Here is a 24271-nt window from a genome sequence, read left to right on the forward strand (position 1 = left end):
ACGCTCACCGTAGGCTCATCCGTATGGGAAAGTCACACGTGGGCGGGGCGGAGGCGACCGTTCCGCAGTCGGCGGGCGGGTCGCTGGACCTCAATCAGCTGCGCACCTTCCTCGCCGTCTACCGCTCGGGGTCCTTCACGGCCGCCGCCCGCGTCCTCGGCCTGTCGCAGCCCACGGTCACCGCGCAGATCCGCTCCCTGGAGCGGCAGCTGGACCGGGAGCTGTTCGAGCGCCTGCCGCGCGGCGCCGCCCCCGCGCCCTTCGCGGACGAACTGGCGTCGCGGATCGGCGAGCCGCTGGACGCCCTGGCCGAGGTCGCGGGCCACGGCGGCGACGGTACGGCGGAGCCGGTCCACCTGGCGGGCCCGGCGGAGTTCCTCTCCCACTGCGTGCTGCCCGGCCTCGCGCCCCTGGTGGAGCAGGGCGTACGGCTGCGGATCACGACGGGCCTGACGGACGACCTGCTGGACGAGCTGCGCGCGGGCCGGCACGACCTGGTGGTCGCCACGGTCCGTCCGCGCGGCCGGGCGCTGGCCTCTGTGCCCCTCGCTGACGAGGAGTTCGTGCTGGTCACGGCGGCTTCCTGGGCGCAGCGCATGGGCGGGGCGGAGCGGCTCGCGGCCCTCGGGCCCGCCGCGCTGCGGGGCGTGCCCCTGGTGGCGTACGCCGAGGACGTGCCGATCGTCCGCCGCTACTGGCGTCACGTCTTCGGCAAGCAACTGGTGTGTGAGCCCGCCGTCACCATGCCCGACCTGCGCGCCGTCAAGGCGGCCGTGGCGGGCGGCGCCGGCTTCAGCGTGCTGCCCCGTTACCTGTGCCTCGACGAGCTGGCCTCGGGGGCCCTGGTCCTGCTGAACGACCCCGAGGACCCGCCCATCAACACCGGCTACCTCGTGCAGCGGCCCGGCTCATCGGACAACCCGCACGTCGCCCTGGTCCGGGACCACCTGCTGGCGTCCTCGCGGGACTGTTAGGACCGACTGTCAGGACCCTTCGGCGTCACGCGCCGTACGCTCGGCACCCGGCTCGGGGTCCGTGAGCCGCAGGCCGTTCTCCCAGATCTTGTTGAGCGTCGTGACCAGCCGCTCGTACGGAATGCGCTGGCCCAGCACGAACACCAGGTAGGCCATGCGGCTCACCATCACGGACAGGGCGTGCGCGGTCACCAGCGGATCGAGGCTCGTGTCGGCCTCGCCGTTCTCCTGGAGGGTGCGGATCAGCTTGGCGTTGCGCCGCGCGAAGGCGTTGCCGCGCTCGATGCGCAGCGCCATGAACTGCTCGTCGACCTGCGCGACCTGCTCGAACAGCGCCATCAGGCGCGCGTTCTTCTTGTACGCCCGCAAGTACTCGCGGTTGGAGGCGTCGATGAGCTCACGGGTGTCGGTGATGCCCGTGCGCTCGCGCAGATGCGGGTGGAGCATCTCCTCCTGCACCTGCTCGACGAGCGCCTGGAAGATCTCTTCCTTGCCGTTGAAGTACGTGTAGAACGACCCGGAGGCGACATGCGCGGCCTTGGAGATGTCCGTGATCCGGGCGTCCAGATACCCGTCGCGTTCGAAGACCTCCCGGGCGGCGGCGATCAGCGCGTTGCGGGTGCGGACACCGCGCGCGCTGCGTGGCGTGATCGGTTGCTTCTGGCCGCTGTCCGCGGCCGGGGCCTGGGCAGCCACTGCGGATCCATTCACTGTCGTTCGAACGTGTCATAACCGGTGGCAGCGGATGGTATCAGCCGACCGCGGAGAGGAAGCCGAGGAGAGCGGCGTTCACCTCCTCGGCACGCTCCTGCTGGACCCAGTGAGCGGCGCCGTCCAGGACGACGTGCCCGCGCTGGTCGGTGAGCATCCGGCCGAGGCCGTCCGCCGGCATGAACCGGGCGACCGGGTCCTTGGAGCCGGTGACGAACAGCGAGGGCTGGGCGATGACACGGCCCGCCAGGTGCTCGGTGAGCGCCCAGTTGCGGTCCAGATTGCGGTAGTAGTTGAGGCCGCCGGTGAACCCGGTCTCCTCGAACGTGTCGACGTAGTAGGCGAGTTCCTCATCGCTCAGCCACGGCGGGGGCGGCAACTGCTCGTCGGGGCGTGTGGCCCACTCGGCGGAGTAGATGTCCCTGGTGACCAGCGTCCTGCGCACATTGCGGCTCAGCGCCCGGTCCGCGACGCCCGGCTCCTGGAACCACACCATGTAGAAGTCGTCCCCCAGGCGTGAGCGCAGGATCGGCAGGGGCGGCGCGGGGGCCCGCGGCGTCACCGGCACGCTCATCCCCGCCACCGCCCGCACCCGCTCGGGGTGCTCCAGGGCCATGTGCCACACCACGTTCGCGCCCCAGTCGTGCCCCACGAAGACGGCGTCGTCCGCGCCGACGTGGTCGAGGACCCCGGCCAGGTCCGCGCAGAGCGTCAGGATGTCGTACGCCTCGATGTCGGCGGGGCGTGAACTGCCGCCGTAGCCACGCATGTCGGGCACCAGGACCCGGTGGCCGGCCTTCGCCAGCGCGACGACCTGATGCCGCCAGGAGAACGCCAGCTCCGGGAAGCCGTGGCACAGCACGACCGGTGGCCTGCCCGGCCGTTCGTCACCGTGGTCGAAGACCCGCAGCGTGACACCGCCCGTCGAGATCCGGCGCGCCTCGACGCGCTCCCACTCGCTGACCGGCATATGTGTCGTCATGGGCCGAACTCCTCGGATCCGCGGGCACCTCCGCGAGAAATTCACGCAGGTGGAGAGCGTGTTCAAAACCTTGAACTTGACGTTGGGTTCAAATATACAGGGGGCCCCGACGGCGAGGAGCGAACACGTGACATCGTCCACGGCAGAACCGCACGAAGGGCTCGGCGCACGAGAAGGGCGGGCCGCCCCGGGCCGTGGTGACACCCGCGCCCCGGGCAAACTGCTGGCGGCGGGGCTCATCGGCAGCTCCATCGAGTGGTACGACTTCTTTCTCTACGGGACCGCCGCGGCCCTCGTCTTCCCGCACGTCTTCTTCCCCGGCTCCTCCGCGCTGACCGGCACGCTCCTGTCGTTCAGCACCTTCTGGGCGGGGTTCCTCGCCCGCCCGCTCGGCGGCGTGGTCGCGGGCCACCTCGGTGACCGGTACGGACGCAAGGCCATGGTCGTCGCCTCCATGTCGCTGATGGGCGCGGGCACCTTCCTGATCGGCTGCCTGCCGGGGGCGGGTGTCATGGGGGCCCTCGCGCCGGTGCTCCTCGTGCTGCTGCGCTTCGTCCAGGGCCTCGCGTGCGGGGCGCAGTGGGGCGGCATCGTCCTGCTGCTCACGGAGTCGGCGTCGCCGAAACGCAAGGGGTACGTCGGCACGTACGGTCAGATGGGGGTCTCGCTCGGCGTCTTCCTCGGCAACGGCGCCTTCCTGCTGGCGAGCCGGCTCGTCTCCGACGACGCGTTCCTGAGCTGGGGCTGGCGCATACCGTTCCTCGCCAGTGGTGTGCTGCTGCCGGTCGTCATGTACGTCCAGCGGCGCGTCGAGGACTCGCCGGACTTCCGCCGCCTGGCCACGGAGAACGCCGAGGGCGACCGGGCCAAGGTCGCCAAGGCGCCCGTGATCGAGGTGATCCGCTCGGGCTGGCGCACCGTCCTGCTCGCCTCCGGACTGCTGGCCGGCACCAACTGCCTCTTCTACATCAGCATCGCGGGCGTCGTCAGCTACGCCGCCGACGACCTCGGCCTCGACCGCGACTCCATCCTCCTGGTCACGCTGCCGGTCACCGCGCTCGGCGCCGTCTTCGTGCTGGCGTCCGGCTGGCTCTCCGACCGGGTGGGCCGCCGCCCGATGATCCTGATCGGCGCCGCGCTGATCGTCGTATGGGCGTTCCCCTACTTCTGGCTGGTGAACACCGGGTCGCTGGCCCTGCTCGGCGTGGCGGTGATCGTCGGCGGCATCGGGCAGTCGCTGACGTACGGGCCGATCGCCGCGTACATCGGCGAGCTGTTCGAGCCGCACGTGCGCTACTCCGGCGCCTCGCTCGCCTACCAGCTGTCCGTCCTGACCATCAGCGGCGGCACCCCGCTGATCATGACCGCGATCATCGGCGGCACCGGCGCGACGACCTGGGTGTCGGTGTTCGTCGCCGCCATGGGCCTGCTCACCTTCGGCTGCGCGTGGGCGCTGCGCGAGACGAACCCGGCGTCGGTGCGGCAGGATCCGCACGCGGTGCCGGGCGTGTGGGCGGCCTCCGACGAGTCTTGAACCTGAATCCGGATTCAAATATGGTGACGGCACCGAGGAGAGAGACCGAGCAGCGGGGAAGGGCGGTGCGATGAGCCGGGAACATACCCGCAGCGCGGTCCTGTTCGACTTCGGCGGAGTGCTGACCAGCAGCGTGGTCGCGGCGTTCGACGGACTCGGCGCGGAGCTGGGCGACGACCCGCGGCTGCCGCTGCGGCTCCTGGCCCGCGACGAGCAGAGCAGCGCGCTGCTCGTCGCCCACGAGGAAGGGCGCATCGGCGAGCGGGAGTTCGAGGACGGCTTCGCGGCGCGGCTGCGGGCGCACGGCGTGGCGGTCGCGGGGCCCGGCCTGGTCGCCCGCGTCCAGGCGCGGCTGCGCCCCGACCACGCCATGACCGCGCTGGTGGCGAAGGTCCGCGCCGACGGGTACCGCGTCGGACTGCTCTCCAACTCCCTCGGCGACGACTGCTACGCGGGCTTCGACCTGCCCGCGATGTTCGACGCCGTGACCGTGTCCGGGCGGATCGGCGCCCGCAAGCCCTCACGCCGGGCCTACGCCCTCGCGTGCGAGCGGCTCGGCGTCCGCCCCGAGGACACCGTGATGGTGGACGACCTGCGCCAGAACATCGACGCCGCGGCGCGCCTGGGCATCGCCGGGGTGCTGCACCGGGACGCGGCCGGGACCGCCGCCGAGCTGGCGCGACTCCTCGCGCCCGCAGCGGATCAGCGCGTCCCCAGGGCATGACCGAGACCGAGACCGTGGGAGGACACCCGTGTTCGACGTGACCGACAGGGCCAAGGAATACCAGGAGAGACTGCTCGCCTTCATGGACGAGCACGTCTACCCCGCCGAGGCGGTGTACGAGAGGCAGATGGCGGAGTCGGGCGACCCGCACTTCCATCCGCCGGTCCTCGAAGAGCTCAAGGCCGAGGCGAGGAAGCAGGGCCTGTGGAACCTCTTCCACCCGCACCCGGAGTGGGGCCCCGGCCTGACCAACCTGGAGTACGCGACGCTCGCCGAGATCATGGGCCGCAGCGCACACCTCGCCCCCGAGGCCACCAACTGCAACGCGCCGGACACCGGCAACATGGAGGTCCTCACGCTCTTCGGCACCGAGGAGCACAAGGAGAAGTGGCTGAAGCCGCTGCTCGCCGGGGAGATCGCCTCCGCGTTCGCGATGACCGAACCCGCCGTCGCCAGCTCCGACGCCCGCAACATCGAGATGCGGATGGTGCGCGACGGCGACACTTACGTCCTCAACGGCCGCAAGTGGTGGACCTCCAACGCCCTGCACAAGAACTGCCGGGTGCTCATCGTGATGGGCAAGACCGATCCGGACGGTCCGAGCCACCGGCAGCAGAGCATGATGGTCGTCCCGCTCGACACCCCCGGCGTCACCGTCCTGCGCGGCCTGCCCGTCTTCGGCTACCAGGACCGCGAGGGCCACGCGGAGGTGCTCTTCGAGGACGTACGCGTCCCGCGCACCGCCCTGCTCGCGGGCGAGGGCGACGGCTTCATGATCAGCCAGGCCCGCCTCGGCCCCGGCCGCATCCACCACTGCATGCGCTCCATCGGCATGGCCGAACGCGCCCTCGACCTGCTGATCGACCGCGCGCAGTCCCGCACGACGTTCGGCGCGCCCCTGTCCGACCGGGCCAACATCCAGGACTGGATCGCCGAGGCCCGCATCGAGATCGACATGGCGCGGCTCCTGACCCTCAAGGCCGCACACCTGATGGACACCGTCGGCAACAAGGAGGCCCGCACGGAGATCGCCGCGATCAAGGTCGCCGCGCCCGAGGTGGCGCTCAAGGTCATCGACCGGGCGATCCAGGTCCACGGCGGCGCGGGCGTCTGCGACGACTTCCCGCTCGCGAGCATGTACGCCCACCTGCGCACCCTGCGCCTCGCGGACGGCCCCGACGAGGTGCACAAGCGCACCATCGCGCTGCGGGAGCTGCGCCGCCGCGAGACCGAGCGGAACGCACGGTGAGCGGCCCCCTCGACGGCAGGGTCGCCGTCGTCACGGGCGCCTCGCGCGGCATCGGCCTCGCGGTCGCGGCCGCCCTGCGCGACCACGGCGCGCGCGTGGTGATCACCTCGCGCAGCCAGGAGCGCGCCGCGGAGGCGGCGGCCCGACTGGGCGGCGGCGTCGTCGGACTCGGCGCCCACGCCACCGACGAGGAAGCCGCCCGTGCCTGCGTGGACTTCACCCTGGACACGTACGGACGGCTCGACGTCCTCGTCAACAACGCCGGTACGAACCCCGCGTACGGCCCCGTCATCGACCAGGACCACGCCCGGTTCGCCAAGACCATGGACGTCAATCTGTGGGCGCCGATCCTGTGGACCTCACTCGCGGTGAAGGCGTGGATGGGCGAGCACGGCGGGTCGGTCGTCAACACCGCCTCGATCGGCGGATACACGGTCGCCCAGGACGTCGGCGTCTACCACGTCTCCAAGGCCGCGCTCATCCACCTCACCAAGCAACTCGCCCTGGAACTGGGCCCGAAGGTCCGCGTCAACGCCATCGCCCCCGGCGTCGTACGGACCCGCCTCGCCGAGGCCCTCTGGCAGGAGAACGAGGCAAGGGTCGCCGCGGCCACCCCGCTGGGCCGCATCGGGGAGCCCGAGGACCTGGGGGAGGCCGTGGCGTTCCTCGCCGGGGACGGCGCGCGGTGGATCACCGGGGAGACCCTCGTCGTCGACGGAGGGCAGCTCCTCGGCTCCGGCCCGCTGTGAGAGCCGGCGGCGGCGCGGCCGTCCCGCGCCGTCAGGCGGGGAGCGCGTCGACGGTCGGTACGACGGTGCCGAACAGGTCGGTGACGGTCGTCAGGGCCGCGGCTTGGAGGGCGGCGGCGGGCAGGACCGTGCCGTCCGGTGCGGTGAGGGCGCGGGTGGCGGTGGCCTCGGCGATGATCGTGGGCCGGTAACCGAGCTTGAAGGCGCCCTGCGCGGTGTAGTTGACGCACATGTGCGTCATGAACCCGGCCAGCACCAGGTCCCTGCCGCCGGCCGGGGCCACGCCCAGGTCACCGAGGGTCTTCTCCAGCTCGGTGGCGTGGAAGGAGTCGGGGAACTGCTTGACCACGACCGGCTCTCCGGCCACCGGGGCGACCTCGTCGCACAGGGCCCCGATGTGCGCGCGGATGTCGTAAGGAGTGCCGGGGCCGCCGTCGTTGATGACGTGGACGACCGGGATGCCCGCGGCGCGGGCCCGCTCCAGCAGACGCGCGCCCGCCGCGAGCGCCGCCTCGGCGCCGTCCAGGGCCATGACCCCGGTGCGGTAGGTGTTCTGGAAGTCGATCATGACCAGGGCGGACTCGCTCAGCCGGGGCGGGTGGTTGTCGAGGCCGATCACGTCGCGCAGGGTCGTGGACGCGGTGTTCGTGTGGGTGCTCATGGAAATACCTGTATGCCTTTCGTGTTTTTCATGGGGAAACAGCAGAACTTCAGAGGAAGGTCGGGAAGGTCAGGTCGCGCGGAGGCGGAAGCGGCGGCGGTAGGCGGCCGGGGTACTCGCGAGCTGCCGGCGGAACGCGCGGTGCAGGGTCTCCACCGATCCGAGCCCGGCACCGGCCGCGACCTGCTCCAGGGAGCAGTCGGTGCTCTCCAGGAGCCGACGGGCCGCCTCCACCCGGGCGGCCTCGACGTACTCGGCCGGGCTCGTACCCGTCTCCTGTTTGAAGACCCGCGCGAAGTGCCGCTCGCTGAGGCACATCCGGGCCGCCAGCGCCGCCGCGGACAGGTCGTCGCCGAGGTGCTCGGCGATCCACAGCCGCAGTTCGTCGATGTCCCGGCGGTCGGAGGCGGGCCGGCTGAGGGGCACGGAGAACTGGCTCTGCCCGCCCTGGCGTTTGAGGAACATCACCAGCTGCCGCGCCACCGCCAGGGCGACGTCCTCGCCCTGGTCCTCGGCCACCAGCGCGAGCGCGAGATCCAGGCACGCGCTGATCCCGGCGCCGGTCCACAGCCGGCCACGGTCGGTGCGTACGAAGATGGGGTCCGGGTCGACCGTGACGGCGGGGTGGTCCGCGGCGAGCTGGGCGGCGGTCGACCAGTGGGTGGTCGCCGTCTTCCCGTCCAGGAGCCCGGCCGCGGCGAGCAGATGGGCGCCCACGCAGACCGACGCGACACGCCGGGCCCGCGGGGCGGTCTCCTTCAGCCACTCCACGACGTCGTCGTCGATGCGGGCGACGGGTCCGCCGTCGGTCATGTCGACGGCGCCGGGCACCAGCAGCGTGTCCACCGGCTCTTCGGCCATCTCCTCGAAGGAGACGTCGGTGAGCAGCCGCACACCGGCCGACGTACGCACCGCGCCGGCGACCGGCCCGGCGAGGCGGACCTGGTATCCGGCGCGGCCCCGGGTCTCCCGGCCGGCCAGCGCGAAGACCTCGGCGGGGCCGGTCACGTCGAGCAGATCGACATCGGGGAAGACCGCGATGACGACGCGGTGTGCAGTGGGCATGAGGCAATCCTCACGGCCGCATCGGACGACCGCAATGACGATTCCCTGTCACATCCGGACACGGGCCGCACCCCGCCCCACCCGCACGGCAGCGGGCCCGGCGGAAGGCATTCCGCCGGGCCCACTGATCAGGTGCGCGAGGCACCGACGAACCGGTGTCAGTCCGTGCCGGACTCCATCGCGGCGCGGTCCAGCATCGACTCTTCCTCCGTCGTCTCGCCGCGCGAGGCGATCGCCTGGGCGCCGCCCGCGTCCATGGCACCGATCAGACCCGTCGAAGCCGCCTGCGCGGCGCCGATGGGCGTCGGGTGGACCGTGCCGACGAGGCCGAGCTCCACGTACTGTTCGAGCCGCGAGCGCGAGTCGGCGATGTCGAGGTTGCGCATGGTGAGCTGGCCGATCCGGTCCACCGGGCCGAACGCCGAGTCCTCGGTCCGCTCCATCGAGAGCTTGTCCGGGTGGTAACTGAGCGCCGGGCCCCGGGTGTCGAGGACCGAGTAGTCCTCGCCGCGCCGCAGCCGCAGCGTCACCTCGCCGGTGATCGCCGCGCCGACCCAGCGCTGGAGCGACTCGCGCACCATCAGCGCCTGCGGGTCCAGCCAGCGGCCTTCGTAGAGGAGCCGGCCGAGCCGCCGGCCCTCGTTGTGGTACGCGGCCACGGTGTCCTCGTTGTGGATCGCGTTGACCAGGCGTTCGTACGTGATGTGCAGGAGCGCCATGCCGGGCGCCTCGTAGATGCCGCGGCTCTTGGCCTCGATCACCCGGTTCTCGATCTGGTCGGACATGCCGAGGCCGTGCCGGCCGCCGATCGCGTTGGCCTCCATGACGAGGTCGACCGGGGAGGAGAACTCCTTGCCGTTGATCGTCACGGGACGGCCCTGGTCGAAGCCGACCGTCACGTCCTCGGTGTCGATCTCCACCGCCGGGTCCCAGAACCGCACGCCCATGATGGGGTCGACGGTCTCGATGCCGGTGTCGAGGTGCTCGAGTGTCTTCGCCTCGTGGGTGGCGCCCCAGATGTTGGCGTCCGTCGAGTACGCCTTCTCCGTCGAGTCCCGGTAGGGCAGCCCGTGGGCGAGCAGCCACTCGGACATCTCCTTGCGGCCGCCGAGCTCCGTGACGAAGTCCGCGTCCAGCCAGGGCTTGTAGATCCGCAGGTGCGGGTTGGCGAGGAGGCCGTAGCGGTAGAACCGCTCGATGTCGTTGCCCTTGAAGGTCGAGCCGTCGCCCCAGATCTGCACGCCGTCCTCGAGCATCGCCCGCACCAGGAGGGTGCCGGTCACGGCACGCCCCAGCGGCGTGGTGTTGAAGTACGGACGGCCGCCCGACTTGATGTGGAACGCGCCGCAGGCCAGCGCCGCGAGCCCTTCCTCGACCAGCGCGGCACGACAGTCGACGAGACGGGTGATCTCGGCGCCGTACGCGGAGGCACGGCCGGGCACGGACGCGATGTCGGGCTCGTCGTACTGGCCGATGTCGGCGGTGTACGTGCAGGGAACGGCGCCCTTGTCGCGCATCCAGGCGACGGCGACAGAGGTGTCGAGACCGCCGGAGAAGGCAATGCCGACGCGCTCGCCGGTGGGGAGGGAGGTGAGGACCTTGGACATAGGAAGAGTATGCATGTTGATGCATGACCATGCAAGCTGCTCCTCCCGCCCACCCTCTGGCTGGTCACCGTATGCCGCCGGGCGGCTACCTCTTGATCTCCGTACGGCAGCACGTCGTCCGCTGTTCGCCTCGAGGTCACCCGCCGTCGTTGCCGATCGACGATCATCTGAGATCCGATCGCGGTATCCGAGGGGTCAACGTTGCAACGCCCACGTCCAGGACGTACGTATCAAGGCAGTAGAACGCTCGCGGCGGCCTCCCTGGCGGCCGTGCTGTCGCTGGCCCTGGCGGGATGCGGGTTCGCGGGTCTCGGGGAGAGGGAGGGGGGCGGTGCCGCCTCCGCCGCGCCCGCCGTCCTCGCGGGGATCGACTGCGCGAAGAGCGGCAAGGTCCCCGGCACGGGATCGAGCGCCCAGCAGAACGCGATGAAGTACTGGATCAAGCAGTACGAACGCGCCTGCCCCGGCGTGCGGATCGCGTACAACCCGATCGGTTCCGGGGCCGGCGGCGCCCAGTTCCTGCGGGGCGCCACCGCGTTCGGCGGCTCCGACGGCGCGTTGAAGCCCGACGAGGTCGCCCTGTCCGAGAACGTCTGCCGGGGTGGCCGGGCCATCGACCTGCCCATGGTCGGCGGACCCATCGCGATCGGGTACGACCTGCCCGGCGTCGACGACCTGGTCCTCGACGCCCCGACCCTCGCCAAGATCTTCGACCGGCGGATCACCTCCTGGGACGACCCGGAGATCCAGCGCCTCAACCCCGGCGCCGAACTGCCCTCCATGCCGGTCCGCCCCGTCCACCGCTCCGACGACTCGGGCACCACGCAGAACTTCCAGGCGTACCTCGCGGGCGCGGCTCCCGAGGTCTGGCAGCACCCGGTGGGCAAGGCCTGGCAGGGCAGGGGCGGCGCGTCCGCGAGCGGGTCCAGCGGTGTCGCCTCGCAGGTCACCTCCGGCTTCGGCGCGATCGGCTACTTCGAACTGTCCTTCGCACGGGCCCGGCACATTAAGACCGTCAGCATCGACACGGGCGCGTCGGCCCCGGTCGAGCCGACGCCCGCGACGGCCTCCGCCGGCATCGCGGCGGCGCGGGTCGTGGGCCGGGGCAAGGACATGACGCTGAAGTTCCGCTACGGCGCATCGACGCCGGGCGCGTACCCGATCGTCCAGGTCACCTACGAGATCGTGTGCGACAAGGGGAACCAGAAGGCGACCCTGCCCGCCCTGAAGTCGTTCCTGACCTACACCGCGAGCGAGGCGGGCCAGAAGCCGCTGTCCCGCCTGAACTACGCACCGCTGCCGGAATCCGTCGCCGGCCAGGTGCGCGAGGTGATCCGCACGCTGTCCTGACCGGCGCCGGACGCGCTTGGCCCGCCGTCCGCCGCCGTCCCCTGCGCGGCGGCGGACGACGTCTCGCCCCCTAGCGGTTTTCGGCCACCGTGACCGCCCCGGACGGACACAGCTCGGCGGCTTCTCTGGCGGCCTCGCGCCGCTCGCGCGGTCCCGGTGCGGCGTCGAGGAGCAGCACCCTGCCGTCCTCGGCGTCCTGGTCGAAGACCTCGGGGGCGGTCAGCGCGCACATGCCGGCGCTCAGGCAGCGTTCGCGGTCGACTCGGAGCTCCACCGGGCCTACGCCTCCTTCCAGGTGACGGGCAGTTCGTGCACCCCGAAGATGTTCATGCCGGTCCGCAGCGGAATGTCCTCGGGCGCGGCGGCGAGCCGCAGCGTCGGGAAACGGGTGACCAGCGCGGGCAGCGCCACCCGCAGTTCGATGCGGGCCAGTTGCTGGCCGAGGCACTGGTGGATGCCGTGGCCGAACCCCAGGTGGCCGGTGGCCTTGCGGCGCACGTCGAGGGTGTCCGGGTCGGGGAAGCGGGCCGGGTCGCGGTTGGCGGCCTCCATGGAGACGACGACCGTCTCGCCCGCCTTGACCGTCCGCCCGGCCACCTTGACGTCCTCCAGCGCGGTCCGCGCCCCCGTCTGCGCGATGGTCAGATACCGCATCAACTCCTCGACGGCCGACTCGGCGAGCCCCGGATCGTCCCGCAGGGCGGCGAACTGGTCCGGGTGGCTCAGCAGCGCGAAGGTGCCGTACGCGATCATGTTGGCGGTGGTGTCCAGGCCCGCGCCCAGCAGGAAGTTGCCGATCCCGGCGAGCTCCTCGTCGCTGAGGTCGGTGCCGGTGAGGTCGCCGAGCAGATCGTCGGTGGGCTCGGCCCGCTTGGCGAGGACCAGCTGGTGCAGATACTCCTGGCCGGCCGTCATGGCGGCCAGCAGCTCCGCCTCACCGGTGCCCTGCGTCATGAGGATCTCGGTCTGCTGCCGGAAGAACTCCCGGTCGGCGTACGGGACTCCGAGCAGCTCACAGATCATCAGCGTCGGGATCGGCTGCGCGTACGCCTTCACCAGGTCGAGCGTCGGCCCGTGGCGCTCCATGGCGTCGAGGTGCTCGGCGCTGATCTGCTCGACGCGTTCGGTGAGCAGCCGCATGCGGCGCACGGTGAACTTGCCGGTGAGCAGCCGCCGGTAGCGGGTGTGTTCGGGGGCGTCGAGTCCGGTGAGGTCGCCGACCGGCGCGGGCCCGAGCTGCCCCGAGAACTCGGACTCGTAGGGCAGGTGCATGAGTTCGTAGCGCGAGCTGAAGCGGGGGTCGGCCAGGACCGAGCGGACCACGGAGTGGCTGGTGGCCAGCCATCCGAGGTGTCCGTCGGGGAAGTGGAGCCGGGCGAGCGGCTGTTCCGCCCGCAGCCGCGCCAACTCCTCGGGCGGGTCGAAGGGGCAGCCCTCCCGGCGGGTGGTGGGCAGGCGTAACAGGGTTTTCGACGGATCGTGCAGCATGGCGGTTCCTCCGGTGCAGGAAGCGTTGTGCCGCCAGCATGGCACATGAGTGACACCATTGCGAGCCACTATGGCTCAGTGTGGCGTCACGTGGCTTCCCCGCTTCCGGCCAGGCGGCCGGAGTCCCCCTGGGCGGCCGTGGCGCAGGTCACAGGAGGCGGCGGGAACTCGGCCGGGGCGCGGACCGACTCCTGGACCGGTCCGGTCGCAGCCGGGCCACGGTCCATAGATCCTGGGAGCACGCCTCATGCCCGCCGAACCCACCGTCCTCGCCGAAGACGACGGACGGCAGCCAGCCGAGCCTTCGAAGCCGCCCCACGCCTCGGGGGCCCGGCCCGCCGCCAAGCGGTCCGGCTGGGCGTCGCTGCGTCCGCTGGTCCTGCGGCTGCACTTCTACGCCGGGCTGCTCATCGCGCCGTTCCTCCTGGTCGCGGCCGTGACGGGCCTTCTGTACGCGGGCTCGTACCAAGTCGAGAAGTACGTGTACGCCGATGAACTCCGCGTGCCGATAGCGGCCGGCAAGAGCGAACTGCCCCTGAGCCGGCAGGTGGCCGCGGCCCGCGAGGCGCACCCGGAGGGGATGATCAGCGCGATCCGGCCCGCGCCGGAGGAGGGCGCCACCACACGGGTCCTGCTGTCCGAGGTGCCGGGCGTCGACCCCGACCGCACGCTGGCCGTCTTCGTGAACCCGTACACGGCGGAGGTGCGCGGTGCCCTGGAGCAGTACGGGGCGTCCGGCGCGCTGCCGCTGCGCACCTGGATCGACGGGCTCCACCGCGATCTGCACCTCGGCGAGCCCGGCCGCCTCTACAGCGAACTCGCGGCCAGCTGGCTCTGGGTGATCGCGGGCGGCGGCCTCGTCCTGTGGTTCGGGCGCCGCAGGTCGCAGCGGAAGCGGCGGAACACGACGGGCCGGGGCCGCACGCTGTCCCTGCACGGCGCGGTGGGGGTCTGGACGGCGGTCGGGCTGTTCTTCCTCTCCGCGACGGGGCTGACCTGGTCGACGTACGCCGGCCAGAGCGTCGCCGACCTGCGGGAGGCCCTCGGCCAGACGACGCCCGCGGTGACGGCGAGCGTCGAGCCGGGAGCGGAGCCGGGGGCGGACGGCGCGGGCGAGCACTCCGAGCACGGCGGCGCGAGCGGTTCGGGTGCCTCGGCGGGCGCCGGGAGCGGGCGGGAGGCGGCCGACGTGGGTCTCGACGCGGTCCTGAAGTCCGCGCGCGGCCAAGGGCTTTCGGACCCGGTGGAGATCGTCCCGCCCGCCGACGAGGCGTCGGCGTACGTCGTCAAGCAGGTCCAGCGCAGCTGGCCCGAGAAGCAGGACTCGGTCGCGGTGGACCCGGCGAACGGGGAGGTGACCGAAGTCCTGCGGTTCGACGACTACCCCGTGCTGGCGAAGCTGACGCGCTGGGGCATCGACGCGCACGCCGGTTCGCTGTTCGGCGTCGCCAACCAGATCGCGCTCGCCGCGCTCGCCCTCGGCCTGATCCTGCTGATCGTATGGGGCTACCGCATGTGGTGGCAGCGCGGCCGGGGGACCTCCTTCGGCCGGCCCATGGCACGCGGCGCCTGGCGGGACGTACCGGCGTACCTCCTGGTCCCGCTGATGGTGGCGGTCGCGGTCCTCGGCTACTTCGTGCCGCTGCTGGGCATTCCGCTGGCGGTGTTCCTCGCCGTGGACGTCGTGCTGGGGGAGATCGCGTACCGGCGGGGGAGGCGTACGTACGCCTGAGGGCGCCGGGTCGCCCGGTTCCGCGCGGTCCCGCCGCAATGAGGTTCCGCTCCATGGGTGTGACCGGCTCCGTAGCGGGCACTCGAAAGGTTGGGCCCCGCCGTGTCTCCCCCGTCGCGGCGGGGCTCCCTCATGCCGCGGAGCGACGGGCAGGTGGGCGTCCGCGTCCGGAACGGGCTGGCGAACGGCTTGGCTCGGGTTTGACCCGCAGGGCCCCGGCTACTCGTTCGGGGTCGAAGGGAGAGGTCCCGTGACAGGCACGACATCCTCACCGGCCTCGCCGCAGGCCGCGCACCCCGCCACCGCCCCCGGACCCGACTCCGCGCCGACGGAACAACCTCGGGCTCCCGTGCCCGCGAGCGAGCGGCGGGAGCTCGGTCGCCACGAACTCGTCCGGTATCTGGAGGACCGCTTCGCCTGCGCGCAGGCCTGCGAGGACTGCGTACGCGCGTGTGCGCGGCGGCACGGCCCGCCAGGACCGGGCGACGCACCCCGTCTCGACACCGCCTGCGCCGACGTGTGCGACGCGACCGCGCGGCTCCTCGCCGACCAGGTCGACCAGGTCGACCAGGACGAGCAGGACGAGCAACGGGTCCGTGCGCAGGTCGAATGGTGCCGCGCCATCTGTCTCCAGTGCGCCGCCCTCTGCGACCCCCTCCCCGGCTCGGCCGCCTGCGCGGAGGCGTGCCGACGCTGCGCGAAGGCCTGCGACGCCTTCCTCACGACCCTGGGCTGACTCGGCAGGTGCCCTGCCCGCCCCGCGTCACCGGCATTCCCTATTTCTGGAACGCGTTCTACTGTGTGCGCCGTCAAGTCCGGGGCCGAGCGAGCCAGTGAGAGCCTGGAGGGGCCGTGCACCTCGAATACACGCCCGAGCAGCAGCAGTTGCGCACCGAGCTGCGTGCGTACTTCGCCGAACTGGTGCCGGACCACGTGCACGCGCGCTACGCCGACCCCGCCGCCCGGAAGCGGTTCTACCGTGAGACCGTCCGACGCCTGGGCGCGGACGGCTGGCTCGGCGTCGGCTGGCCCGAGGAGTACGGCGGGCGGGGGCTCTCGCCCATGGAGCAGTTCATCTTCTTCGACGAGGCCGCGCAGGCCGGCGTCCCCCTGCCCCTCATGGCCCTGAACACCGTCGGCCCCACGATCATGCAGTTCGGCACGGAGGAGCAGAAGAGCCGTTTCCTGCCGAAGATCCTCTCCGGGGAGCTCGACTTCGCCATCGGCTACAGCGAACCCGACGCGGGCACCGACCTCGCCGCGCTCAAGACCAGGGCGGTCAGGGAGGGCGACGAGTACGTCGTGAACGGGCAGAAGATCTGGACGACCAACGGCGACACCGCGGACTGGGTGTGGCTCGCCGTCCGCACCGCCACCCCCGAGGAAGGCGTCCCGCTCCACAAGGGCATCACGATGCTCCTGGTCCCCACCAGCGACCCGGGTTACTCCTGCACCGTCATCAACACCCTCGCCTCGCACGACACCACCGCGAGTTACTACGAGAACATCCGCGTCCCGGTCTCCCGCCGCGTCGGCGAGGAGAACAAGGGCTGGCGCCTGATCACCAACCAGCTCAACCACGAACGCGTCACCCTCGCCGCCCACGGCACCATGGCCATCCGCGCCCTGCACGACGTCCAGCGCTGGGCCATGGAAACCAAGCTCACCGACGGCCGCCGTGTCGTCGATCTCGCCTGGGTCCGCCGGTGCCTGGCGAAGACGCACACCCGGCTCGACGCGATGAAGCTCCTCAACTGGCAGATGGTGAACGCCGTCCAGGACGGCACACTCACCCCCCAGGACGCCTCCGCCGTCAAGGTCTACGGCTCCGAGGCGCGCAGGGACGCGTACGCCTGGCTCATGGAGGTCGTCGGCGCGGCGGGCGCCCTGAAGGAAGGTTCGGCGGGCGCGGTCCTCCACGGCGAACTGGAACGCGGCTACCGCTCCGCGGTCATCTTCACCTTCGGCGGCGGCAACAACGAGATCCAGCGCGAGATCATCTCGTGGATCGGCCTGGGAATGCCGAGGGTCCGCCGCTGAGCCGCCGCTGAGCCGCCGCTGAGCCGCCGCTGATCCGGCGCGACGCCGGCCAGCCCCCCGTCCGCGTCGGTCGCCCCTCAGCGGGTCAGCGGGACCGTGATCTGCTTCAGCCAGGCGCGGCGGCCGAAGTCGCGGGCCTTGATGACGACCGCGTCCTTGTGCACCTCGACCTGGAGGCCCTGATTGAAGGAGCCCTCGACGGCGACCTCGCCGCCCTTGCCGTCGTCGCGGTAACCGGTCTGGATCGCGCCGGTGTTGACCACGGTGAACCCGCTGAGGTTGGCGGTACCGGGCACGACGCGGCGTACCACCCAGTCGGACAGGTCGAGGTCCCAGTGGGTGTGGCCGGAGAAGAGGAAGACGTCGGGGTGACGGCCGAGCAGGCCCAACAGGCGGTCGGCCTGGAGGTAGTCGCTCGCGTAGAGCTTGTTGCGGGTGCCGGAGACCGTGTTGGGCAGCGGGTGGTGGGTGATGACCATGACCGGCCTGCGGCGGCGCGACCAGTACCACAGGCGGTCCTCCAGCCACGTGAACTGCGCGTCGCTCAGCCAGACTTCGTCCCAGAGCCTGGCGTCGTGGTAGTGCGCGTAGCGCTCCGTGCCGAGGGTGATGACCGGGACGGAGACGAAGGACGTCTCCGCGTGGACCGTGCCGCGCCCCGCGAACCGGTAGAAGCTGCGGAAGAGCGATTCCTCGGTGGTCCCGTTGGGCCAGGTCTCCTGGGCGAGCGTGTCGGGGTCGCGCCACTTCGGCACGTAGAACTCGTGGTTGCCGATCGCCCAGGCCGTGTCGCGGGGCCGCGGGTGCCGCCGGAGTTCGGCGGCGACCTGCGCGTACTCGAAGTCGTAGCCGCGCGGCGTGATGTCGCCCGCCACGGCGAGGCCCGCGCTGCGCGGGTTGACGGCCGCCATGTCGTCCAGGGCCCGGCCGAAGTCCCGCAGGTCGCCCTGGATGTCGCTGATGACGTTGAACCGTACGACGTCCCGGCCGCGGCCCCGCTCCGTGCGCCCGGCGGGGAGGGCGTGGGCCTGCGGGGCGACGGCGGCGGTCGCCAAGGCGCCGCCGCTCGTGGCGAGAAGGGTTCTGCGGTCCATGCCTGGCTCCATGGTGGTGATGAAAGGTGCGGGGTGTGCTGTCCGCGAACCTCACGGGAGCGAGTGCCTTCCCTGCCACGCAGGAGGGGCGTATGCGTGTAGGGATCATGAACACATGGGATGCGGGGCGCGTACGCGAACCCGAGCGGGGGCCCAGCGCTTCTACCCGCACCGGCCATTCCAGTGGACGGCAGGAAATGACAAAGGCAAGGAGGACTCTCTCCTTGCCACTCTCAACTTATAGCGCACCGGGGGGCTTGCGGCAAGGCCCCGGTCGTGCCGCAGAATCAGCGGCCAAAGCCACGACCTGCGGGAATGAGGACACGACGTGCCTAGTGCAGTGCCAGGGCAAGGGCGAGGGAACACGGAAGCCGGCCCCGGAGGTGTCGCGACGAGTGAGCCGTACGTGGTGGGTCTCCGGGACCGGGAGATCGACGAGACCAGCGTCGCGCTGGTCGGCGGCAAGGGCGCGCACTTGGGCGGGTTGTCGCGGATCGAGGGCATCCACGTCCCGGACGGCTTCTGCGTGACGACGGACGCCTTCCGGCGGGCCATGGCGCACGTGCCGTCGCTCGACGAACGGCTCGACCGGTTGTCGCGCCTCGACCTGGACGACCAGGAAGCGATCCGCACGCTCAGCGCGGAGATCCGCCGGATCATCGAAGGGACTCCGGTCCCGGACGATCTGACGGCGGCCGTCACCCGCGCCCTCGCCCGGCTCGGCGAGCAAGAGGCCTACGCCGTACGGTCCAGCGCGACGGCGGAGGACCTGCCGACGGCCTCCTTCGCCGGCCAGCAGGACACCTACCTGAACGTCGTGGGGCCGACGGAGATCCTGCGGCACATCAGCCGGTGCTGGGCCTCGCTGTTCACCGAGCGGGCCGTCACCTACCGCCGGCGCAACGGCATCGACCACCGCGCGGTCCACATGGCCGTGGTCGTGCAGCGGATGGTCTTCCCGCGGGCGGCGGGCATCCTGTTCACGGCCGACCCCGTCACGGGTGACCGCACGGCCGCCACCGTGGACGCCGGTTTCGGCCTGGGCGAGGCCATGGTCTCCGGCCTGGTCAACCCGGACGTCTACAAGGTGCGGCACGGTGAAGTCGTCGCCAGGACGATCGCCGCCAAACACCGTGCCCTGCACGCCGTGGCGACCGGCGGTACGCGGGAAGTGGCCGTCGACGCGCGGCAACAGGAGCAGCCGGCGCTGACGGACGAGCAGGTCGTGGAACTCGTACGGCTCGGGCGGCGGATCGAAGCGCACTTCGGCCGCCCGCAGGACATCGAATGGTGCCTGGCCGATGACGGCTTCCGCATCGTCCAGAGCCGGCCGATCACGACGCTGTTCCCCATTCCGGAGGCCGACGACCAGGAGAACCACGTCTACGTCTCCGTCGGCCACCAGCAGATGATGACCGACCCCATGAAGCCGCTGGGGCTCTCCATGTGGCAGCTGACGGCCATGGTGCCGATGCACGCCGCCGGCGGCAGACTGTTCGTCGACGTCACCCGGCGCCTGGCCTCACCCGCGAGCCGCGACGCCCTGCTGGATGCCGTGGGGAGAGGCGATCCGCTGATCAGGGACGCGCTGGAGACCGTCCTCGACCGCGCGGACTTCATCCCGTCCCTCCCGGACGAGGGTCCCGGCCCCACTGGTGGCGCCCCCGCCCCCGCCCCCGCCCCCGCCCCCGTCGCCACCGATCCGGCCATCGTCACCGGGCTGGTCGAGCGCAGCCGGACCTCCGTCGCCGCCCTGGAGCGCGACATCCGTACCAAGACGGGACCGGCGCTCTTCGACTTTCTGCTGGAGGAGGCCTTCGAGGAGCACAAGCGCGTCCTCGGCGATCCGCTGAACATGCGGGTGATCATGGCCGGGATGGACGCCACCTGGTGGCTCAACGACAAGCTGCGGGAGTGGCTCGGGGAGAAGAACGCGGCCGACACGCTCACGCTGTCCGCCCCCGGCAACGTCACGTCGGAGATGGGCCTTGCCCTGCTCGACGTCGCGGATGTGGTCCGTCCGTATCCGGAAGTGGTGGCCTTCTTGCAAGGGGTCGAGGACGACGACTTCCTGGACGAACTGGCGAAGCTTCCGGGCGGGAGCGCGGCGCGCGACGCCTTCGAGGCCTACCTCGACCGGTACGGCATGCGCTGCGTCGGCGAGATCGACCTCACGAGGCCGCGGTGGCGCGAGCACCCCTCGGCGCTCGTACCCGTGATCCTCGACAACGTCAGGAACTTCGAGCCCGGCGCCGCCCGGCGGCGCTTCGAGGAAGGGCGTCAGGCGGCCCTGAAGAAGGAGGGGGACGTCCTGGCCCGCTTGCGGACACTGCCGGACGGGGAGCGGAAGGCCGCCGAGACGAAGGCGATGATCGACCGGGTCCGCACCTTCATCGGCTACCGCGAGTACCCGAAGTACGACATCGTCAGCCGCTCCTTCGTCTACAAGCAGGCCCTGCTGGCGGAGGCCGGGCGCCTCGTGCGGGACGGCGTGCTCGCCGAGAAGGAGGACGCCTTCTACCTGACGTTCCAGGAGTTGCACGACGTCGTGCGCTCGGGGCAGGCGGACGGAAGGCTCATCCAGGAACGCAAGGAGGCCTTCCGCTCGTACCGGGCGCTCACACCGCCCCGGGTGCTCACATCGGACGGCGAGGGCGTCTGCGGGGCGTACCGGCGCGCGGACGTGCCGGCCGGGGCCCTGGTCGGCCTGCCGGTCTCCGTCGGGACCATCGAGGGCAGGGCCCGCGTCGTCCTCGACATGGCGGACGCCGATCTGGAGGCGGGCGACATCCTGGTCACGGCCTTCACCGACCCCAGCTGGTCGCCCCTGTTCGTCGCGATCAAGGGCCTGGTGACGGAGGTCGGCGGTCCGATGACCCATGGCGCGGTGATCGCCCGCGAGTACGGCTTGCCGGCTGTCGTGGGGGTGGAGCAAGCCACCCGGCTGATCCGGGACGGGCAGCGGATCCGGGTGCACGGGACGGACGGGTACGTCGAACTCCTGTCCTGAGTATCCTGCCCTCGACCGCAGGCGGCGGCGTACGGTGCGGCTGGGCCAGGCCGCCGCCAGGAAGGGGAGGCACCATGCCCGAGCCCGCGCGTGAGCCCGACCCCGGTCTCTTCGGGCCGGAGTCCGTGACCTGGCAGGTGCACTCCGACCCCATGATGTGGGTCGCCGGGATACGCGCCCTGTACCTCCAGGCCCTGCACCCCCGGGCCGTCCGAGGCGTCATGCAGAACAGCGACTTCCGCAAGGACGCCTGGGGGCGCCTGATGCGCACCGCCCGCTTCGTCGGCACCACCACCTACGGCACCACCGAGGCGGCCGAGAAGGCGGGCGCCCGCGTCCGCAAGATCCACGCCATGCTCGGGGCCACCGACCCGGACACGGGGGAGCGGTACGGCGTCGACGAGCCGGCGCTGCTGCTCTGGGTGCACTGCGCCGAGATCGGCTCCTACCTCCATGTCGTACGCCGCTCGGGGATCCGGATGACGGACACGCTCGCCGACCGGTACGTCGACGAGCACCGGCACAGCGCCCGGCTCGTCGGCCTCGACCCCGGCGAGGTCCCCGGCTCGACGGCCGAACTCGCCGCGTACTTCGAGAGGGTGCGCCCCGAACTCGCCGCCGGGCCCGACGCCCGCGCCGTCGACGACTTCCTCCGCAGGCCGCCGACGCACCGCCTGCTCACCCCGGCGCGCGCCCTGCTGTGGCGGCGCGTGGCCGATCTGGCGTACGCCTCCCTGCCGCCGTACGCCCACCGGCTGTACGGCAGACCCGCCCCGCCGGCCGCCACGGTGACCCGCACCCTGGTCCGCACCGGCACCATCCTGCGCACCGTCCCCGCGCGTGTGCGCTGGCAACTTCCGCCGAAGCACGTCCTGAGCGCCATGGCCCGCCTCGGTCCCGGCAGCCGCCCGGCCCCGTACAAACTCGACAGAGGGGACGCCATACTGGACGGGCCGGGGAGGGCGCAGCGAGGCAACGGGGGCGACAGCGCGACATGGCGGACACCAGGCTGATCCAGAGCCGCTACCGACTCCTGGATCTGATCGGGCGCGGCGGCATGGGCGAGGTGTGGCGGGCGCGCGACGAGTCGCTCGGACGGCACGTCGCCGTCAAGTGCCTCAAGCCGATGGGGCCCCAGCACGACCAGTCCTTCACGCGCGTGCTGCGCGAGCGCTTCCGGCGCGAGGCGCGCGTCGCGGCGGCGCTCCAGCACCGCGGCGTCACCGTCGTCCACGACTTCGGCGAGCACGACGGCGTGCTGTACCTCGTGATGGAGCTCCTCGAAGGCCGCAACCTCAGCCAGCTCCTGGAGGACAACAAACAGCACCCGCTGCCCGTCGCCGACGTCGTGGAGATCGCCGACCAGGTCGCCGCGGCCCTCGCGTACACCCATGAACAGGGCATCGTGCACCGGGACCTGAAGCCCGCGAACATCATGCTGCTCTCCGACGGCACCGTGAAGATCTGCGACTTCGGCATAGCCAGGCTCGGCGCCGACATCGGCTTCACCTCACGCCTGACCGGCACGGGCATCGCCATGGGCACACCGCACTACATGTCGCCCGAGCAGATCAGCGGCGAACCCGTCGACCAGCGCAGCGACCTGTACTCCTTCGGCTGCGTGCTCTACGAGATCGCCACCGGGGCCCCGCCCTTCGACCTGGAGGACGCCTGGGCCGTCCTCGTCGGACATCGCGACACGACGCCCGCGCCGCCGCGCCGACACCGCGGTGAGCTGCCCGCCTACTTCGAGCGCATCGTCCTGGACCTGCTCGCCAAGGACCCCGCCGACCGGCCGCCGGACGCGCGTGAGGTGCGCCGCCGCGTCGCCGACGGACGCGCCACACCCCCGTACGTCCCGACCGTCGCCACGCCCCCGCTGCGCCGCCCCGCGGCGTCGTCCGCCGGTGAGGCGCGGCTGCCCTCCTGGACCCGCGGCATGACCACCGGACACAAGGCGACCGGCGCCTCCGTGCTGCGCGCCACACCGCCCGACGCGGCGGCCGGTCTGACCGGCGAGTGGATCCCGCGCACCGACGCGCGCCGGGCGGCGCGCCCCGAGGCCCGAGCGGCCCGCGCCACCGCCGGAGCTGGTCGCCACCCTCACCAGCCGCCACAACGCGGGCCTCAGCCTCGGCAGGCTCGGCCGCTGGGAGGAGGCGGGCGAGGTGCACCGCGCGGTCGCCGCCGAGCGTGAGCACGCCCTCGGCCCCGACCATCCCGACACGCTCGCCAGCCGGTACGAGGTCGGCTTCACCCTCAGCCGCACCGGCCGCGCCGCCGACGCGCTGCGCGAGTACGACCGGGTCGCCCAGGGCCGGGAGCGCTCCCTCGGCGCCGAGCACCCCGAGACGCTCGCCGCCCGCCAGGAGATGGCGTACGTACTCGGCCAGCTCGGGCGGCACTTCGAGGCCCACCAGATGTACACCTCGGTGCTCGCCGTCCGTGAACGCACGGCGGGCCCCGACCACCCGGACACGCTGCGCTGCCGCCACAACCTCGCCTACAACCTCAGCCGCCTCGGCCGCCTGGAGGACTCCTACCGGCTGGCGGAACAAGTGGCGGCGGCCCGCGCGCGTGTGCTCGGCCCGACGCACCCCGACACCCTGGTGACGCGGTACGAAGTCGCTTACGCGCTCGGGCAGTTGGGGCGCTGGCCGGAGGCCCTGCACACGTATCGGGAAGTCGCCGACGCACGGGTGCGGGCGCTCGGCCCCGACCACCCCGACACGCTCGCCGCCCGCTATGAAGTCGGCATCAGCCTCGGCAGGCTCGGCCGCAGCGCCGAGGCCCTGAAGCTGTACCGCGACCTGATCGAGGACCGTACGCGCGTCAACGGCCCCGCGGACCCCGAGACGCTGCGGGCCCGGCACGGCCTCGGCGTGAACCTCGGCCGCCAGGGCCGCTGGGAGGAAGCCCTCGCGGAGGCCCGGGACGTGTGTGCCCTACGGGAGCGGGTCCTTGGCCCCGACCACCCCGACACCCTGGTGAGCCGTCGCGAGGTCGCCGTCTGCCTCGGCTGGCTCGGCCGCTGGTCCGACGCCCTCACCGAGTACCGCGGGGTGGCGGCCGCCCGGGAACAGGTGCTCGGCGCCGACCACCCCGACACCCTCGCCAGCCGCAACGACGAGGCGCACTGCCTGGAACAACTGGGCCGCGGCACGGAGGCGGTCGAGCTCTACCGCCGGGTGGCGGCGCTCCGTCAGCAGCGGGCTTCCGGAGGCCTCTGAGCACATCGAGGGACCGGGCAGGCGCCCCGGACAGGCGGGTCCCCAAGCGCGGGCCCGCGTGCTAGGAAGAG

Annotated in this window: 19 protein-coding genes and 1 pseudogene; 12 read left to right on the forward strand and 8 right to left on the reverse strand. The window is 71.9% G+C overall.

What is annotated here, in order from left to right:
- The first annotated feature begins 23 nt into the window (after positions 1-23).
- Complete coding sequence (locus tag KKZ08_RS36765; RefSeq protein WP_223778561.1) at positions 24-974, forward strand: LysR family transcriptional regulator; 951 nt, start codon at positions 24-26, stop codon at positions 972-974.
- Positions 975-983: 9 nt separating this feature from the next.
- On the opposite strand, the gene KKZ08_RS36770 is transcribed toward KKZ08_RS36765, so the two are convergent.
- Both KKZ08_RS36770 and KKZ08_RS36775 read right to left on the reverse strand, forming a co-directional pair.
- Positions 984-1670, reverse strand: a complete 687-nt coding sequence (locus KKZ08_RS36770) for a TetR/AcrR family transcriptional regulator (RefSeq protein WP_223778562.1) — start codon at positions 1668-1670, stop codon at positions 984-986.
- Between the two features lie 55 nt (positions 1671-1725).
- Entirely contained in the window at positions 1726-2667 is a 942-nt protein-coding gene (locus KKZ08_RS36775; RefSeq protein WP_223778563.1) for an alpha/beta hydrolase, read from the reverse strand.
- Between the two features lie 127 nt (positions 2668-2794).
- On the opposite strand from KKZ08_RS36775, the gene KKZ08_RS36780 reads away from it, so the two are divergent.
- The 4 genes from KKZ08_RS36780 (at position 2795) to KKZ08_RS36795 (ending at position 6923) form a co-directional block, all read left to right on the forward strand.
- Positions 2795-4201: an MFS transporter gene (locus KKZ08_RS36780; RefSeq protein WP_223778564.1), complete on the forward strand. Its 1407-nt coding sequence runs from the start codon at positions 2795-2797 to the stop codon at positions 4199-4201.
- A 70-nt stretch (positions 4202-4271) separates the two neighbouring features.
- Positions 4272-4925 carry an HAD family phosphatase gene (locus tag KKZ08_RS36785; RefSeq protein ID WP_223778565.1) on the forward strand — a complete coding sequence of 218 codons (654 nt, stop codon included), beginning with the start codon at positions 4272-4274 and terminating at the stop codon, positions 4923-4925.
- 28 nt (positions 4926-4953) lie between these two features.
- Positions 4954-6174 (forward strand): acyl-CoA dehydrogenase family protein, encoded by a 1221-nt coding sequence (locus KKZ08_RS36790; RefSeq protein ID WP_223778566.1) that lies wholly within the window; start codon positions 4954-4956, stop codon positions 6172-6174.
- Positions 6171-6923 (forward strand): SDR family oxidoreductase, encoded by a 753-nt coding sequence (locus tag KKZ08_RS36795; RefSeq protein ID WP_223778567.1) that lies wholly within the window; start codon positions 6171-6173, stop codon positions 6921-6923. Before KKZ08_RS36790 ends, KKZ08_RS36795 begins: the two co-directional genes overlap by 4 nt.
- A gap of 31 nt (positions 6924-6954) precedes the next feature.
- Here KKZ08_RS36795 and KKZ08_RS36800 read toward each other — a convergent pair whose 3' ends face one another.
- The 3 genes from KKZ08_RS36800 to argG form a co-directional block, all read right to left on the reverse strand.
- Positions 6955-7584, reverse strand: a complete 630-nt coding sequence (locus tag KKZ08_RS36800; RefSeq protein ID WP_223778568.1) for an isochorismatase family protein — start codon at positions 7582-7584, stop codon at positions 6955-6957.
- A gap of 69 nt (positions 7585-7653) precedes the next feature.
- The gene (locus KKZ08_RS36805) at positions 7654-8649 is read right to left on the reverse strand and encodes a DJ-1/PfpI family protein (RefSeq protein WP_223778569.1); all 996 of its coding nucleotides are present in this window, start codon (positions 8647-8649) and stop codon (positions 7654-7656) included.
- Between the two features lie 158 nt (positions 8650-8807).
- On the reverse strand, positions 8808-10256 hold the full coding sequence (argG, locus tag KKZ08_RS36810; RefSeq protein ID WP_223778570.1) for an argininosuccinate synthase: 1449 nt from the start codon (positions 10254-10256) through the stop codon (positions 8808-8810).
- Between the two features lie 270 nt (positions 10257-10526).
- Here argG and pstS point away from each other — a divergent pair, with 270 nt between their 5' ends.
- A complete protein-coding gene (gene pstS / locus KKZ08_RS36815) occupies positions 10527-11606 on the forward strand; it encodes a phosphate ABC transporter substrate-binding protein PstS (protein ID WP_223778571.1) in 1080 nt (359 codons plus the stop codon).
- 70 nt (positions 11607-11676) lie between these two features.
- On the opposite strand, the gene KKZ08_RS36820 is transcribed toward pstS, so the two are convergent.
- Entirely contained in the window at positions 11677-11880 is a 204-nt protein-coding gene (locus tag KKZ08_RS36820; protein WP_223778572.1) for a ferredoxin, read from the reverse strand.
- A gap of 5 nt (positions 11881-11885) precedes the next feature.
- Positions 11886-13094, reverse strand: a complete 1209-nt coding sequence (locus tag KKZ08_RS36825) for a cytochrome P450 (RefSeq protein WP_223778573.1) — start codon at positions 13092-13094, stop codon at positions 11886-11888.
- Between the two features lie 247 nt (positions 13095-13341).
- On the opposite strand from KKZ08_RS36825, the gene KKZ08_RS36830 reads away from it, so the two are divergent.
- The 3 genes from KKZ08_RS36830 to KKZ08_RS36840 all read left to right on the forward strand — a co-directional run bounded on the left by KKZ08_RS36830 (position 13342) and on the right by KKZ08_RS36840 (position 16866).
- Positions 13342-14826: a PepSY domain-containing protein gene (locus tag KKZ08_RS36830; RefSeq protein WP_223778574.1), complete on the forward strand. Its 1485-nt coding sequence runs from the start codon at positions 13342-13344 to the stop codon at positions 14824-14826.
- A 250-nt stretch (positions 14827-15076) separates the two neighbouring features.
- Complete coding sequence (locus tag KKZ08_RS36835) at positions 15077-15562, forward strand: ferredoxin (protein ID WP_346657908.1); 486 nt, start codon at positions 15077-15079, stop codon at positions 15560-15562.
- A 116-nt stretch (positions 15563-15678) separates the two neighbouring features.
- On the forward strand, positions 15679-16866 hold the full coding sequence (locus tag KKZ08_RS36840) for an acyl-CoA dehydrogenase family protein (protein WP_223778575.1): 1188 nt from the start codon (positions 15679-15681) through the stop codon (positions 16864-16866).
- 77 nt (positions 16867-16943) lie between these two features.
- On the opposite strand, the gene KKZ08_RS36845 is transcribed toward KKZ08_RS36840, so the two are convergent.
- Positions 16944-17960, reverse strand: coding sequence for a DUF4073 domain-containing protein (locus tag KKZ08_RS36845; protein WP_223778576.1), 1017 nt, complete (start codon positions 17958-17960; stop codon positions 16944-16946).
- A 406-nt stretch (positions 17961-18366) separates the two neighbouring features.
- Here KKZ08_RS36845 and rph point away from each other — a divergent pair, with 406 nt between their 5' ends.
- The 3 genes and pseudogenes from rph (at position 18367) to KKZ08_RS36860 (ending at position 24200) form a co-directional block, all read left to right on the forward strand.
- Positions 18367-20970 (forward strand): rifamycin-inactivating phosphotransferase, encoded by a 2604-nt coding sequence (gene rph / locus KKZ08_RS36850; RefSeq protein WP_223778577.1) that lies wholly within the window; start codon positions 18367-18369, stop codon positions 20968-20970.
- 74 nt (positions 20971-21044) lie between these two features.
- On the forward strand, positions 21045-21983 hold the full coding sequence (locus KKZ08_RS36855; RefSeq protein WP_223778578.1) for an oxygenase MpaB family protein: 939 nt from the start codon (positions 21045-21047) through the stop codon (positions 21981-21983).
- A pseudogene (locus KKZ08_RS36860) lies at positions 21965-24200 on the forward strand (serine/threonine-protein kinase). The gene KKZ08_RS36855 and the pseudogene KKZ08_RS36860 overlap by 19 nt, the downstream one beginning before the upstream one ends.
- Positions 24201-24271 lie beyond the last annotated feature (71 nt).

Origin of the sequence: Streptomyces sp. 135 (genome assembly GCF_020026305.1) — a bacterium.
Taxonomy (GTDB): Bacteria; Actinomycetota; Actinomycetes; order Streptomycetales; family Streptomycetaceae; genus Streptomyces.